The sequence below is a fragment of the Rhodococcus sp. MurmanLake-1 genome, from assembly GCF_056945715.1.
In genome coordinates this window covers 13,732-28,927 of the sequence record NZ_JBWZNF010000009.1, presented here as the reverse complement: position 1 = coordinate 28,927, position 15,196 = coordinate 13,732, and the positions used below count along the sequence as shown (strand labels likewise).

At 64.0% G+C, this 15,196-nt stretch carries 12 protein-coding genes; 4 read left to right on the top strand and 8 right to left on the bottom strand.

Annotated features, from left to right (window positions below; genetic code table 11):
* The first annotated feature begins 11 nt into the window (after nt 1–11).
* Genes AC2ETI_RS23280 through AC2ETI_RS23270 form a run of 3 tightly spaced genes read left to right on the top strand, consistent with a single transcriptional unit; the run spans nt 12 to nt 6,330 of the window.
* Nucleotides 12–1,709: an AMP-binding protein gene (locus AC2ETI_RS23280; protein ID WP_080909316.1), complete on the top strand. Its 1,698-nt coding sequence runs from the start codon at nt 12–14 to the stop codon at nt 1,707–1,709.
* Entirely contained in the window at nt 1,706–4,903 is a 3,198-nt protein-coding gene (locus AC2ETI_RS23275) for a carboxyl transferase domain-containing protein (RefSeq protein ID WP_483634443.1), read from the top strand. The genes AC2ETI_RS23280 and AC2ETI_RS23275 overlap by 4 nt, the downstream gene beginning before the upstream one ends.
* Before the next feature lie 56 nt (nt 4,904–4,959).
* A complete protein-coding gene (locus AC2ETI_RS23270; protein ID WP_070384768.1) occupies nt 4,960–6,330 on the top strand; it encodes a sulfatase family protein in 1,371 nt (456 codons plus the stop codon).
* Here AC2ETI_RS23270 and cysC read toward each other — a convergent pair.
* The 8 genes from cysC to AC2ETI_RS23230 all read right to left on the bottom strand — a co-directional run bounded on the left by cysC (nt 6,327) and on the right by AC2ETI_RS23230 (nt 13,419).
* Nucleotides 6,327–8,207, bottom strand: coding sequence for an adenylyl-sulfate kinase (gene cysC / locus AC2ETI_RS23265; protein WP_483634442.1), 1,881 nt, complete (start codon nt 8,205–8,207; stop codon nt 6,327–6,329). The genes AC2ETI_RS23270 and cysC overlap by 4 nt on opposite strands.
* Nucleotides 8,207–9,121 carry a sulfate adenylyltransferase subunit CysD gene (gene cysD / locus AC2ETI_RS23260; protein WP_483634441.1) on the bottom strand — a complete coding sequence of 305 codons (915 nt, stop codon included), beginning with the start codon at nt 9,119–9,121 and terminating at the stop codon, nt 8,207–8,209. The genes cysC and cysD overlap by 1 nt, the downstream gene beginning before the upstream one ends.
* The gene (gene stf0 / locus AC2ETI_RS23255) at nt 9,118–9,927 is read right to left on the bottom strand and encodes a trehalose 2-sulfotransferase (RefSeq protein ID WP_019746329.1); all 810 of its coding nucleotides are present in this window, start codon (nt 9,925–9,927) and stop codon (nt 9,118–9,120) included. The genes cysD and stf0 overlap by 4 nt, the downstream gene beginning before the upstream one ends.
* Nucleotides 9,928–10,049: 122 nt before the next feature.
* Nucleotides 10,050–10,991, bottom strand: a complete 942-nt coding sequence (locus AC2ETI_RS23250) for a copper resistance D family protein (protein ID WP_195791664.1) — start codon at nt 10,989–10,991, stop codon at nt 10,050–10,052.
* A 4-nt stretch (nt 10,992–10,995) separates the two neighbouring features.
* Entirely contained in the window at nt 10,996–11,514 is a 519-nt protein-coding gene (locus AC2ETI_RS23245; RefSeq protein ID WP_020905707.1) for a copper resistance CopC family protein, read from the bottom strand.
* Nucleotides 11,514–12,182, bottom strand: coding sequence for a YcnI family copper-binding membrane protein (locus AC2ETI_RS23240; RefSeq protein WP_020905708.1), 669 nt, complete (start codon nt 12,180–12,182; stop codon nt 11,514–11,516). The genes AC2ETI_RS23245 and AC2ETI_RS23240 overlap by 1 nt, the downstream gene beginning before the upstream one ends.
* Before the next feature lie 53 nt (nt 12,183–12,235).
* Nucleotides 12,236–12,751: a hypothetical protein gene (locus AC2ETI_RS23235; RefSeq protein ID WP_019746333.1), complete on the bottom strand. Its 516-nt coding sequence runs from the start codon at nt 12,749–12,751 to the stop codon at nt 12,236–12,238.
* A gap of 14 nt (nt 12,752–12,765) precedes the next feature.
* On the bottom strand, nt 12,766–13,419 hold the full coding sequence (locus AC2ETI_RS23230) for a DUF6474 family protein (RefSeq protein ID WP_003944178.1): 654 nt from the start codon (nt 13,417–13,419) through the stop codon (nt 12,766–12,768).
* A 124-nt stretch (nt 13,420–13,543) separates the two neighbouring features.
* Here AC2ETI_RS23230 and AC2ETI_RS23225 point away from each other — a divergent pair, with 124 nt between their 5' ends.
* Nucleotides 13,544–15,100 (top strand): TM0106 family RecB-like putative nuclease, encoded by a 1,557-nt coding sequence (locus AC2ETI_RS23225; RefSeq protein ID WP_483634494.1) that lies wholly within the window; start codon nt 13,544–13,546, stop codon nt 15,098–15,100.
* The last annotated feature ends 96 nt before the right edge of the window (nt 15,101–15,196 follow it).

Genomic DNA, 15,196 nt, shown 5'->3' with positions numbered 1-15,196 from the left:
TGGAGTGATCGGTGGCAGAACAAGACGTGCTCGAAGCGGCTCTGGCGGAAATCACTGCGCTGCAGCAGGCGCATTGGCCCGCCGGGATTCCCCGCGCCGTCGAGTATCCGCTCGAAGGCGGGGGACTTGTCGACTACTTGCGGCATTGGGCGCTCGAGCGGCCGGATACTCCCGCAATCGTCTTTTACGGCCGCGTCATCACGTACGCCGAGTACGACGAGCTTTCGGATCGTTTTGCCGGATGGCTGCTTTCACTCGGAGTCGAACGAGGCGATCGTGTCGGCGTTCACCTGGTCAACTGCCCGCAGTTCCACATCGCGATGCTCGGCATTCTCAAGGCCGGTGCGGTTCACGTGCCCATCAATCCGCTCTTCCGTGAACACGAATTGATTCACGAACTCAACGATGCCGGCGTCAAGGTACTACTGACGCAGAACACTTTCTCGAAGCTGGTGAAGAAGGTTCGTTCACAGACTCCACTCGAACACGTCGCGAAGACGGCAGTATCGGACATGCTGACTGCGATCCCCACCGTCGAACTGCCCTTCGAGGTCGACGATCCGCGCCTGAGCGACTGGCAGTCGATCATCACCAGTGAGCGGGCGACTCCCGTTGCCACCGAACTCGATTCCCTCGCCGCCCTGAACTACACGGGCGGAACGACGGGAATGCCCAAGGGCTGTGAGCACACTCAGCGCCACATGGTTTACACCGCGGCCACCGCGACGCTTGCCGGTGGTGACCAGGTGGGCGCCAATCCGCCGGTATCCCTGGTGTTTCTGCCGATCTTCTGGATCGCGGGTGAGGACTTCGGCATTCTGGTTCCGCTCGTCAACGGCGGAACCGTTGTCCTGCTGAATCGTTGGGATGCGGAGACCACGCTCGACGCGGTCGAGACCTACGGTGTGACTTCGCTGGTCGGAACCGTCGACAATTACGTCGAACTGATGGACACATCAGGGTTTTCGGAGCGAAATCTCTCGACACTCCAGAACGCCATGGCAGTCTCGTTTGTTCTCAAACTCGATCCGGCCACGCGCCAGCGGTGGCGCGAGGCTACCGGCGGCGTTCTGCGCGAAGCGAGCTACGGAATGACCGAAACCCACACCGCGGACACGATCACCCTCGGCTTCCAGGACGGCGACTACGACCTGAAAAGCGAGCCGGTGTTCTGCGGAATTCCGGTGCCCGGCACCGACGTTCTGATCGTCGATCACGACGGCAGGCCGGTTCCCGTCGGTGAGCACGGACAGATCATCGTGCGCAGCCCGTCCATCCTTTCCGCGTACTACCGCAACGAGGCTGCCACCGCCGACGCCATCCGTGACGGCTGGTTGCAGACCGGCGATGTCGGAAAGTTCAGTGAGCGTGGTGGTTTGCACTACCTGGCGCGAAACAAGGAAATGATCAAGACCAACGGCATGAGTGTTTTCCCCTCCGAGGTGGAAGCGCTGCTCATGCTGCACCCGGCGATCGAAAAGGCTGCGGTGGTACCGAAACCGGACCAGGACAAGGGGCAGGTGGCTTTTGCGTTTGTCCAGCTGGTCGAGGGTTCCGACACCGCGGCCGACGAGATCGTCTCGTGGGCCAAGGAGAACATGGCTACGTACAAGGTGCCCGAAGTGGAAGTGCTCGAGGCGCTTCCGATGACTGCAACAGGAAAGGTGCGCAAGGGCGATCTGTTCGAGCGCACTCAGGGGGAAAAGTGAGACTGCTGATTGCGAACCGCGGCGAAATTGCGCTGCGGATCATTCGAACTGCCCGTGAACTCGGGATCGAAACGGTGTCGGTTTACGCCGAGGACGACGCGTCCAGTCCGCACGTCGCGGCGGCCACGGAGTCGGTGCCGCTCGGAGCTTCGGGCGCATCCGCGTATCTCGATCAGAGCGCACTGCTGAAGATCGCGGCCGAAACGGGCGCCACGCACGTGCACCCGGGCTACGGATTCCTCAGTGAGAATGCCGAATTCGCGCAGGCGTGTACCGAGGCGGGCATCGTCTTCGTCGGCCCGGACGCCCAGGTTCTCCGGACTTTCGGCGACAAGGCCAGCGCCCGCACTGCGGCGGTCGACTCCGGCGTACCGGTCCTGCCGTCGACATCGGCGAACGCCGACCTCGACGAGGTGCGTGAATTCTTCGGGCGCAACTCCCGCGGCATCATGATCAAGGCGCTCAGCGGCGGCGGTGGCCGCGGCATGCGCGCGGTGCGCGACCCGAAAGCGCTCGACGACGCGTACCGTGTGTGTGCGGCCGAAGCCCAGTCGGGATTCGGCAGTTCGGCACTGTTCGCCGAGGTACTCAGTGAGCACGCTCGGCACATCGAAGTGCAGATCGTGGCGGCGCCGGGGCAAGGCGGAACCCACGCGATCGCTCTGGGTGACCGTGATTGCAGCGTCCAACGTCGGCATCAGAAGTTGATCGAGGTTGCGCCCGCGCAGGGGCTGTCGGGGGCCCTGCGCGAGCGTCTTCACGCTGCGGCCGCAAGGCTGTGCGCCGAGGTCGGCTACCGAGGCATCGCGACGGTCGAGTTCCTGGTCGAGGAACGCGGATTCGTCTTCCTCGAAGTCAATCCCCGAATTCAGGTGGAGCACACGGTGACCGAAGAGGTCACCGGAATCGACCTCGTCGCCGTGCAACTCGCTATCGCGGACGGAGTTCCGTTCGAGGACCTGGACCTGCCAACCGGAATCACTGCTGTCGAGAAGGTATCGGAGACAGTCGGATCCGTGGCAAACGCTTCGGGGATTGCGATACAGGCCCGCGTCAACATGGAAACCATGACGCCGGACGGCAATGCGCTGCCGTCGTCCGGCACGCTCGACAACTTCAGTCCTCCGGGCGGGCCCGGCGTGCGAGTGGACACCTTCGGTACGGTCGGACTCTCGCCGAGTGCGCGTTACGATTCGCTGCTGGCGAAGGTCGTCACCCACACACGTCGATCGGATTTTCCTGCCGCTGTGCGCAAGTCGATTGCTGCTTTGAGTGAGTTCACTATCGACGGCGTGGCGACCAACCTCGAATTCCTGCAGGCAATACTGTCGGACAAGGACTTCCGCAACGGCCTGGTCGACGTCGACTGGTTAGGTTCTCGATTGGCGGACCTCGTTCCCGAAGCGGGCCCACAAACACCCTCCGCGAGTGTGGACATCGCGCCGGACGAGGACGTGGTCCGTGCACAGATGGCGGGAATCGTCGTCGAACTTGCCGCAGTCGGTGACGGCGTCCATGCGGGTGGCCAGGTCGCCGTCCTCGAAGCGATGAAAATGCAGCATGTTCTCTCGGCGCCCGGTGACCTCGAAGTGGTCCGGGTCCTGTCGTCACCGGGGAGATCGGTGAGTGCGGGCGAACCGTTGCTCGTCGTCCGTAGCGCGAGCGCGGGATCGAAGCTCGCCGAGGTCGACGAGGTGGACCTCGACGACGTACGTCCCGACCTCGCCGAAATCATCGCTCGCCACGAGGTGACCCTGGATGCGGCGCGGCCCGCGGCAGTGGCGAAACGCCACAAGCTGGGGCGGCGGACTGCTCGCGAGAACGTCTACGACCTGGTCGACGACGACAGCCTGGTCGAGTACGGCGCTCTCGCGTTGGCAGCGCAGCGCAGTCGGCGAAGCGAGGAAGACTTGATCGCCAACACTCCTGCTGACGGTCTGATCGGCGGAGTGGCGACCATCAGCGGCGGCGAGAGCGTCGTGATCTCGTACGACTACTCGGTGCTCGCCGGTACCCAGGGCATGCGCAATCACGCCAAGACCGACCGCCTGCTCGAGATCGCCGATCGCAAGCGGGTTCCGGTAGTGCTGTTCGCGGAAGGTGGCGGCGGTCGCCCCGGTGACACCGATGCAGGGGCGGGAGCGGGCCTGGAACTGGGGACCTTCCGCGCGATGGCGGCGCTGAGCGGGCGGGTGCCCATGGTCGCCGTCGTATCCGGTCGTTGTTTCGCGGGCAACGCGGCCCTGGCCGGCGCTTGCGACGTACTGATCGCGACGCCCGACGCCAATATCGGCATGGGAGGCCCTGCCATGGTCGAGGGCGGCGGGCTCGGAAACTTCCGCCCCGAGGACATCGGCCCCATCGACGTGCAGCGCCGTAACGGCGTCGTACACCTGGTGGCTGACGACGACGCTCATGCGGTGGCTCTGGCCAAGCAGTACCTCGGCTACTTCCAGGGTGCGAGCGGAGAGTGGACGGCTCCGGATCCGCGGCTCTCCCGGCATGTGGTGCCGGAGAATCGCCTGCGCTCGTACGACGTTCGTGGAGCGATCGAGGCGATCGCGGACGTCGACAGCGTCCTGGAACTGCGTCGAGATTACGGTCGCGGTGTAGTGACGGCACTCGTTCGTGTCGAAGGAGTTCCGTACGGTGTGCTGGCGAACAGCAGCGAGCATCTCGGCGGAGCGATCGACGCGGAAGCCTCGGACAAGGCTTCGGATTTCCTGGAACTGCTCGAAGCGCACCGCATTCCTCTGGTGACCCTTTGCGACACACCGGGATTCATGGTGGGCCCGGACTCGGAGGAGGAGGCGACGGTCCGAAGGTTCGGCAGATTCTTCGTTGCCGGTGCTCGCCTCACGGTGCCGTTCGGAACGATCATCCTGCGCAAGGGTTACGGGTTGGGCGCCATGGCGATGGCCGGTGGTTCCTTCCACGCACCCGAGTTCACGGTGGCGTGGCCGACCGGCGAGATCGGGCCGATGGGTCTGGAAGGCGCCGTGCGCCTCGGTTTCCGCAAGGAACTCGAATCCGTCGAAGACCCGGAGGCTCGGGAAACTCTGTTCGGTCAGTTCGTGGAACTGGCCTACGCACAGGGCAAGGCGCTGATGGCGGCGACCACGTTCGAACTGGACGATGTCATCGATCCCGCCGACACCCGCGCCTGGATCAGGCAGCTCGGCAGAAACAGTTGAGATCCTGCTGATTCGAGCTGTTGCCGCACGTGGGCAGGGCAACTAGCCTTGCCCACGTGTCGGCTGCGCGAGATAACGTCCTGATCATTCATTGGCACGACCTGGGCCGACACCTCGCGAGTTACGGTGTCGCCGGGGTCAACAGCCCCAACCTGGACCGGCTGGCGGCAGAAGGCATCCGGTTCACCGACGCACACGCGACGGCGCCGCTGTGCTCACCTTCGCGCGGTTCTCTCTTCTCGGGCAGGTATCCGCACAACAACGGTCTGATCGGGTTGGCGCACCACGGCTGGGAGTACCACGCTGAGGTGCAGACGCTTCCGCAGATCCTCTCCGACAACGGTTGGTACACCTCGCTCTTCGGCATGCAGCACGAGACTGCGTACCCGAAGCGACTCGGCTATCACGAGTACGACGTCACGAACTCGTTCTGCGACTACGTGGTTCCGCGTGCCCAGAACTGGCTACGACGCTTCCCGCCCGAGCCTTTCCTTCTCACCACGGGGTTCTTCGAAACGCATCGGCCGTACCCGGCCGATCGCTATACCCCGGCGGACACCGCAGCGCTGGAGGTTCCCGGATACCTTCCCGACGTGCCGCAGGTACGCGAGGATCTGGCCGAATTCCACGGCAGCGTAGAGGTAGCGGACGCCGCGGTGGGTGATCTGCTCGGGACGCTCGAGGAAGAGGGGCTCGACGAGAACACGTGGGTCTTCTTCCTCACCGATCACGGCGCCGCGTTCCCACGTGCCAAGTCGACGCTCTACGCCCCCGGCACCGGCATTGCGTTGATCGCTCGCCCTCCGGCTCGGTATCGCAGTGGCGGAAAGGAATACGAGACACTGTTCAGCGGTGTGGATCTTGTTCCGACCATTCTCGATCTCCTCGGTATCGACGTCCCCACCGAGGTGGAAGGGCGCTCGCACGCCGATGCCCTCGTCGATCGTGGAACCGAGTCGTCCGAACCTGTCCGGACCTCCTTGTTCACGGAGAAGACCTTTCACGACAGTTTCGATCCCATTCGAGCGGTGCGTACCAAGGACTACAGCTACATCGAGAACTACGCCGTCCGCCCCGCTCTGGATCTACCGCTCGACATCGAGGACAGTCTTTCCGGAAAGGCGCTCGGCACCGAGCATCTGGCGGTACGCGCACCCCGGGAGTTGTACGACCTTCGTGCCGACCCCGACGAGAAGATCAATCTGATCGATCGACCGGAAGTCTCGGCAATACAGGCGGAATTGTCCTCGCAGCTTCACACGTGGCGCGCCGAAACGGATGATCGTCTCCCGGACGAGGCATTGGGAAGCGCGATGGCGGTGCATCGCATGGCGGCGTACCTCGAGAAGATCGGTGTCCGACCCAACGTGCGGTCCGCCTACAGTGCGGACCGCGGTTACCTCGAGTCGGACACCGAAAACCCCTAAGGCCTGGCGGCTTCGCGCTCCTCCAACAATGCGATGACCCGCCCGACCAGTTCGTTGATGTCAGCGCCTGTCGTATCGAAAGCCAGGTCCGGGTCCTCCGGAGTCTCGTACGGTGCGTCGATTCCGGTGAGCCCCTTCAGTTCACCGGCCCGCGCACGCGCGTACAGGCCCTTGGGATCTCGGCGTTCGCATTCTTCGACGGGAGTGGTGACTGCAACTTCGAGGAAGGTGAGCCCGGCAGCTTCGTTGAGAGCACGCGCAATTGCTCGATCCGAACGCAGCGGTGAGACCATCGACGCGATGGCCACGACGCCGGCATCGGCGAACAGCCGAGTGAGATGCCCGACGCGCCGGATGTTCTCGGCCCGGTCTCCCGGCGAGAACCCGAGATCGTCGGAGATACCGTGGCGGACGTTGTCACCGTCCAGGAGATACGCGGTGCGTCCCGCGTCGACCAGCGCACGTTCGACAGCCACGGCGACGGTGGATTTTCCGGAGGCAGGCAGGCCGGTCAACCAGATCGTCGCGCCCTTCTGGGTCGTCGACGCCCACCGCCGCTGACGTTCGAGTGAAGACGGATGCCACTTGATGTCGTTGCGGGTCTGCTCACCGGGAACGACGACGCGTGGCTCGAGAATGGTGCCGGCGCCGACGGTGTCGTTACTCTGCTCGTCGATCAGAATGAAAGCGCCGGAGTCCCGATTGTGGTCGTAGGTGTCGGCGACCACCACGGAACTGGTTCGGAGCGTGACCGTTCCGATGTCGTTGAGCCCCAGTTCGACTGGGCTGTCCTGCTCGTCGAGCGTCTCGGGGTCGAGTCGGGTGTGCAGTTCTTGAACGGTCGCGCGCACGGTCCGGGAAGTATGTTTGAGCGCTATCCGATCGCCGGCTCGCAATGGAGTGTTCGACAACCAGCAGATCGTGGCTTCGAGTTCTCGGGCCAGAACCGGCAAATGAGCCTGCGCACCGCCGCTGACCAGAACGTCGCCACGTCCGACGTCGATGTCATCGGCCAGTTCCACCGAAACCGACAGTGGTGCAACGGCAGTACTGCGGTTGTCGTCGAGGGTGTCCAGGCTGATCACGGTGCTCTTCGATCCGGACGGCAGGACCATTACCTCGTCTCCGACGCTCAGTGTGCCTGCCGAAATTCGGCCGGTGTACCGGCGCCGATTCTGCAGATCGGGACGCGAAACCCACTGCACGGGAAGCCGAAGTTCCTCGATGTGGGTCGCGGGCGCAAGGAGTTCGACGCCTTCGAGATATTCGAGAAGTGTCGGCCCGTTGTACCACGCGGTGTTCTCCGAGCGGGTCACGACATTGTCGCCGGCTTTCGCGGAGACGGGGATGGCAAGTACGTCGCCTCGCCCGAGCTGGCGTGCCAATACCCGCAATTCTTCCTGTACCTGCGCGAATCTCGCTTCGTCGAAGCCCACCAGATCGATCTTGTTCACCACGGCCACAAGGTTCGGAACACCAAGTAGCGCTGCGATTCTGGCGTGTCGACGCGTCTGACGCAGCACGCCGGTTCTCGCGTCGACCAGCAGGACCGCTACGTGGGCGTTGGACGCGCCGGTGAACATGTTGCGCGTGTAGCGCTCGTGTCCCGGGGTGTCGGCGAGTACGTAACTTCTGGTCGGAGTGGAGAAGAATCGGTACGCGACGTCGATCGTGATGCCCTGTTCACGCTCGGCGCGCAATCCGTCGGAGAGTGCAGCCAGGTCGGCGACACCGTGCTCGTCGGTCACGGAATCGAGGTGATCGGTAGGCAGACTGTCGGTGTCGTGCAACAGTCGGCCGATCAGCGTGCTCTTGCCGTCGTCGACGCTACCCGCCGTGGCCAGCCGCAGGAGTTGGCGAGTGATGGTGGTGGTCATCAGAAGTAGCCCTCACGCTTTCGGTCTTCCATCGCGGCGACCGAGGTTCGGTCGTCTGCGCGAGTCTCGCCTCGTTCGGAAACCGTCGCGGCCGAGATCTCGGTGACGACGTCGTCGATGGTGGTGGCGTGCGATCGAACGGCGCCGGTGATGGTCAGATCGCCGACGGTTCGATATCGCACCCACTCGGTCGTTGCCGTGGCGTTCTCGGCGTCGGTACTGAATTCCGAAGCAGCGAGGAGCATTCCGTCGCGCTCGAATACCCGCCGTTCGTGCGCGAAATAGATGGGCGGCAGTTCCAGTTCCTCCTGGGCTATGTAGCGCCAGATGTCGAGTTCTGTCCAGTTGCTCAGCGGGAAGACACGAACGGACTCTCCGCGTCTGATCCGACCGTTGTAGAGCGACCACGGTTCGGCCCGTTGCGCCCGAGGGTCCCACTGGCCGAACTCGTCACGGAAGCTCAGGACCCGTTCCTTGGCTCGCGCGCGTTCCTCGTCCCGGCGGGCGCCGCCGAATGCGGCGTCGAATCGCCCGCCTTCGAGAGCGTCGAGCAGAGTTCTGGTCTGCAGGCGGTTTCGCGATCCGCTGGTCTCGGTCGACTCCTGCACTCGACCCTGGTCGATCGAATCCTGAACGGAAGCAACCAGAAGTGTGTGCCCGCCCTCCTTGATTCGGCGGTCGCGAAATTCGATGACTTCCTCGAAATTGTGACCGGTGTCGACGTGCAGGACCGGGAAAGGGAGTGGGGAGGGTCGAAACGCCTTCTCGGCGAGTCGAAGCAGGACTATCGAGTCCTTGCCGGCCGAGAAGAGCAGTACCGGTCTTTCGAGTTCTGCCACCACCTCTCGAATGATGTGAACCGCTTCGGATTCGAGAACTCGGAGTTCGTCGACGACATCGGTGACGGTGCTCATGTGACGGGGTATCCGTTCTGTTCGGCGTCGATGCGGTAGCGCTGCACCCATTCGCGGGAGCGTCCGTCGCTCTGACGACGCAGCGGCGGTGGTGGGGCCAGTTGTCCGTCGAGACCGAGGGAAATGAGGGTTTTTGCGACCACGGACTGCGGGTCTTCGGTGAGATCGCGGAACCCGATCTCGATGGGGGAGATGTCCTCTTCCTCGAACCAGCGCTTCCACTGTCGTTCCTGCTCACCGAGAATCGTCACCAGGTGTGCGATTCCGAGCGCGTTGTACTGCGCACCGTCCGAGAGATTCGGTGGGGTCGCGTCGTCGCGCCAGACCTGCGTCTGCACGGCTCGCCACATCGATACAGCCTGAGCGACAACATCTTCTCGATAGACGTGGATGAACTGCAGGTCGTGGTCGAGGGTGTCGTGGAGTGCAGAACGTAGATCCGTCCCACTGCGCCACGGCAATCCGGCTGCGCGATCGAGCAGGAGCGGTGTCTGATTCCACATCAGCTTGCCGCCCCAGACTCCGTTGGGTGTTCGGCCGAGTTCGAGAAGTTGTGTGCGCCACTGCTCGGAGGTGCGAGTGTCCGGCGTTCCCGGGTGGAACGGGGCGAGCAGACCCAAGACGGACTCGTCCGTGACGTCTTCGAACCACTGCCTCGGTTGCGGCGAACGCGAGGTCTCGGGGAGGTACTGGAAGAACTCTTCCGGCTCACCCGCGACCCCTGTTGCTCGCAGGGATTCGACCAGCAAAGTACTGCCACTGCGCTGCGAAGCGCAGACGAGAAACGAGCGTTGGGCCTCCGTCATGCGAGCAAGGCTAAGGGTGGCCGGAAACCGCCGCAAGCTGGGAAAATAAACTCACGTAGAGGTTAAATCTCGACGTGAAACGTTAAATGTGCGGGTCACGAAATCTTGTGCTGAGGCACGTCTTACGCAGTTGTCGCAAGGGCCGCGGCGAGCCCGAATGCGATGGCCATGAAGACAACTTCACCGATGGCGCGGCGCAGAGATCCGTCCGAACTCATGCGGTGTGCAGCACTTGCGACCACCCATGTCCGGCGCCACCACCATCCCAGTGCGACGAGCATTGCGATCGCCACGATCTTGGCGAGGATCACCCGGCCGTAAGCGGTGTCGTAGAAGGCGGAGAGCGAGTCGAGTCGCACGACGGCGTTGACGATACCGGTGACGACCAACGCGAGGACACATCGCCAGGCGAGGGCGGAGTACCTGGGCAACCAGATCGCCCAGGCACCGCGCGACGGTACGGCAAGCGCGAGTGCGGCCAGCACGCCGAACCACAAGGCCGCAGCGAGGACGTGAACGGCGTCGAGGATCGATCCGAAGCTCTGCTGCGCCATGTGCCCGGTGATCGGGCGGGCAGCGAGTGCCAACGCGGAGACGACCAATGCCGGTGCGACGGGCACCGCCTCGGGATTGGTGAACCCGTAGATGCCGTAACAGACCACGGCAAACGCGCACGCGATGATCGCGACACCGACGCGGCCGACGTTCACCTCGGAGACGAATGCGCCGAAGTGCCCGATGGTCAGTGAGGTGACCGGGGCGCCGTCTGCCGCTGCGGCATTGAGCACGAGGAGCGTGATCTCGGCGACGAGCCAAACCGCTGCCGCCGCGGTGAGCTGAGTCCACATGATCGCAGGGGTTGTTGCCGGGCGGCGTTCACTGCGGCCCATCCAGGCAAGCGTCGCGATGCCGAGCGTCAACGAGCCGCATCCGATCGCGAGAACGCGGACAGTGCTAGATGATTCGGGTCCCGACGGGCTCGCGAGGCCCCAGGCGATGAGGACTCCCAGCAGAGCTGTGGGTACGGCAAACAGCAACCACCACCTGTTTGCCGTACCCGTCACGCGATCAGCTCGACTTCGGCTTACGCAGCACGAAGAACAGCGCACCGCCGAACACGACGACGCCGGCGACGATGAAGATCCACACCGGCATGCTGCCGGACTCCGACTCACCCGTACTCGACGCAGCGGCAGCGCCGGGAGTGCCTGACCCCGCCTCGGTGAGGGTGAAGGTCAGGGTTCCGTTGACAGGGTGGCCGTCGGCGGAAGTGACTCGGTACGCGATGGTGTAGACGCCGGTCGGCCCGAGATCGCCGAGGTCTGCACTGACAGTGGGTCCTTCGACGGACGGATCGCTCTTGGTCCAGAGGTTGCCGTCCGGGCCGGTGACCGTCAGCGCCGCGAACTGTGCCTGCAGAGCCTCGTTGAACGTGACCGAAACCTTGTCAGGCGCAACCTGAATGGACGCGCCGTTTTCCGGGTTGGAGCCGACAACCGCGGAGTGCGCACTGGCCGTGCCCATTCCGAGCATCGTGGCCAGCATCGCGAGCATGCCGACGGCGATGACCTTGATCCGGGTACTCATCAGCGCTTGCTCCTGACCAGTGCGCCGAGGCCGAGTGCAGCGCCCAAGGCGCCGAGCACCAGGCCGACGCCGCCGAGCCAGCGCGCGGTGTTGTCTGACGAAGAAGATTCGGATGCAGCGGACGTCTCGGCAGTGTTATCGGCAGCAGGCGCTCCGTGAGCATCGCCGGTGGATGCGGCGAGAGTCAGCGTCGGCGCGGGCTTGTCCGGCTCGCTGCCGTCGGCAAGTTCTTCCTGATCCCAGTTGACGACGTTGCCGTCGCTGTACGTCTGCACGGCCTTGAACTCGACCTCTTCCTGCTCCGGCAGCGGGCCGGCGGAAAGAACGAACTGCTGGAACTGGCCGGGGGCGATTCCGACGCCGGGGTCGGCCGTCCACGTCACGGACTTCGCGACCAGTGAGGTGGGGTCCTTCTCGACGACGGCGGTCCAACCGGGCATAGGTTCGGTGCGTGCCGACTTGAGGTCGGGGAGGGCCACCGTCAGCTTGGTGGTCGAAGCGGTGTCGGATTCGGTGGGCACGCGGAACGTGAGAACGGAGTATCCGCCCTGCGTAGCTCCTGGTGCGACGACGCTGACGTGTGCTGAAGCAATTCCGGCGGCCAGCAGCACAGCGCTGCCGGTAGCGACGGTCGTGACAACCGCACGCGAAATCAGGGTGTTCTTCATGTCGGAAAGTGTCCTCTTGGGTCTGGTGAAGGGGTGGGGAGTTCTACGAATCTTCAGACCAGGGCAGGAGGACCGCGCCGCGAGATGCTGGCGCGAAGAAGGGCGTCGACGGGTCCGTGATGGATTCCGGTCGAGACGGTGTGGCCGCGGGAAGTGACGGCGGCGGGAGCCAGGGACGCCAGGACGACGTGGAGAGCGTGGGTGACAACGCGGTAGAGGCGCTCGGCGGCCAGGACCGCCACCGCACAGGCGACGGTGGCACCGGCGTGAGCACCGAGCATCACCAATCCCGGAGCGGGCGAATGAGCGTGCTCGGAGAGCGTCATGGTGGTGTGGGCGGCAAGCTGACCCAGGCCAAGAGCCACGATCAGGGCAGCGGGCCCCCGGGAGAGGGCGGGAAGGGTGGCCGTCACGGCGCCGACGGTTGCGCAGACGGCGAGCAGCAGGGTCAGCGACGACGACTGTGGCAGCTCGCCTCCGCCGATTCCATGCGCGGCGACAGCGAGAGCAGCCGAAGCGGAACCGACAGATATCCCCCGGAGGGTCGCGGTCTGCTCGGCTGCTCTCACTGGCGTTCTCAGGTCTAGCGCACGCCGAGACGTGCGAGCAGATCTGCTTCGACGCCGTCGAGTTCGGAAGAAATTGCCTGGTGAGCTGCCTTACGGCGAGCCTGCGGCATCTGCTCGGCAGCGCGAACTGCCGTGCTGAGATCGCCGAGGCGCTCACGGATGGCGGCGGCAAAACGCTGCGTCTCCGCATCGTCGGGCTTGCGGCTGAGGATCTCGGTGACCGAGCTCTCGGCACCGGCGATACGAGCGCTCAACTTCGCGCCGTGACCGGTGTAGTCACCGAGCTGGTCGACGGCGATGCCCATCTTCTGCGCGCGCGTGGTGTCGAGCTGGGCGCGCACTGCCGTGGCAGCGCGGTAGGCGATCGGCAGGAGAACGGGGGCAAGCAGACGTGCCACACCAAGGTACTTACGCACCTTGGCGACAGTCAGGCCCTGATTCGCAGCGGCTTTCTCCTGCGCCTTCAGGGTCGCGATCTGCGCCTTTTCGATCTTGTGCTGTGACTCGATCTCGGCTTTCTCCAGCTTCTTGAGCGACTTGGTCTCGACCTTGTCGCGCTTACGCTGGCTCTTGGCGTTGAGCTTCGCCTCGACCTCAGCCTTGTGCTTGAGAGCCTTTGCCTCCGCCTTGCGGGTGGCACGAGACTTTCGCTTCTTGAACAACCCCATCGAAAAGGACCCCGTTTCCAGGTGTTTGTGTGTTGCCAGGTACCTGCGCTTCGGCTTCAGCCTAGGGGAGCACATAATCTTCGTCATCGTGTGTTCCGTTAACAACCCCGCGCCCCAGCTCCCGATCATCGATTCGGGGGCGTTGACCCGATGCCGTCATCGGGTGCGTCTGGACGGGTTGTTTCCCGGGAAATCGGCTTCGGAACCCGTCGACACCGGCGTCAAGCAGCGCCAGGAAGCCGCGATCGCGAAGCGCGCGGAGATCGCCGAACTCGTGATCGGCGCTGCTCCCGAGCGTTGGGTGAAGATCAACCCTGATCAATCGGCGTCGGCTCAGGCTCGCGACACACTTGCTGCCTGTGAGGCCGGCGCGGACCGGATCTGGGGCGCGGTCTTGCCCGTCGAGCGCGACACCGGACGCAAGGGCCGCTGCGAAATGCTCATCCGTGACGACGAGGGCGGCGGGTACATCCCCGTCATTGTCGTCAATCACAAGGTGACCGATCCCGGCCAGGGCGCGATCACCTCGGGGCTCCTCGAATGGGAGCCCGCGGTCGATCCCAAGCGCAAGGTCCGCAGCCAGGTCCGCGATCAGATGCGCGTCGCGCAGGTCTATCGGATGCTCGAGCGTCGTGGGCTGGCGAGCCCGTCGCTCACGGCAGGCGCGATCGGATACAACGGAGACTGCGTCCTCGTCCACGACCTCAGTGCGATTCTCGACGATTACGACGAGCGTTTCGCCGACCGTATCGCTGTTGCCCGCGGTGAGGTGCTGACGTCTCCGTCACAGGTGAGCGAGTGCAAGTCGTGCCCGTGGTGGACCGAATGCAAGCAGGAGTTGGTTCGCAACCGCGATGTCAGCCTGGTGGCTGTCGGATCGCGAGCTGAGCTTCTGCGCGACGTCGGCTGCAACACGATAGATCAGCTGGCCGCCTGGGACGGTGAGCCGCTCGAGGATTGGCCGCACGGAAATTTCGACGACGCAGTCGTGATCGCCAAGGCGTGGTTGGCAGATGCTCCGTTGGTGCGGCGGTTCGAGAAGATCTCGGTGACTCGGGCGGACATCGAGATCGACGTCGACATGGAGAGCTATCAGGAGCACGGCGCCTACCTGTGGGGAACGCTGCTCAATGTCGGTGGCTTCTCGATGTATCGAGGATTTGCGACGTGGGATCCGCTGCCGACGCGTGACGAGGCGCGGTCGTTCGCGGAGTTCTGGGGCTGGCTGATGGCGGAGCGTGCCGCAGCCGCTGCTTCGGGTAAAACCTTTGCCGCATACTGCTATTCGCGTTCGGCCGAGGACAAGTGGTTGTTGGACTCGGCGCGCAGGTTTGCCGGTGAGCCCGGGATTCCGAGCAAGGACGAGATCCGTGAGTTCATCGACAGTCCGCAGTGGGTCGACATCTATCAAGCGGTGAGCGATCAGTTCATCTGCCCGAACGGCAAGGGACTCAAGAAGATTGCCCCCGTCGCCGGGTTCAACTGGCGTGACGCCGAAGCCGGTGGTGAAGCGTCGATGGCGTGGTACCGCGAGGCGGTCGGCTACGACGGTGAGCCGGACGAGACGCAACGGACGCGGATCCTGCAATACAACGAGGACGACGTCATTGCCACCAAGGTTCTACGTGAGTGGATGACGGACCGCGCGGAGAAGGAAATTCCGCTGGCTTCCGAGTTGTAGCGCCGATCCGTTCTGTCGCTATTGTCTGAAACATCCTATTTAACAGTGTGTTTCAATTCGTAGTTTCTCGTCATCGTGTGTCCCGAGCCCGCATCC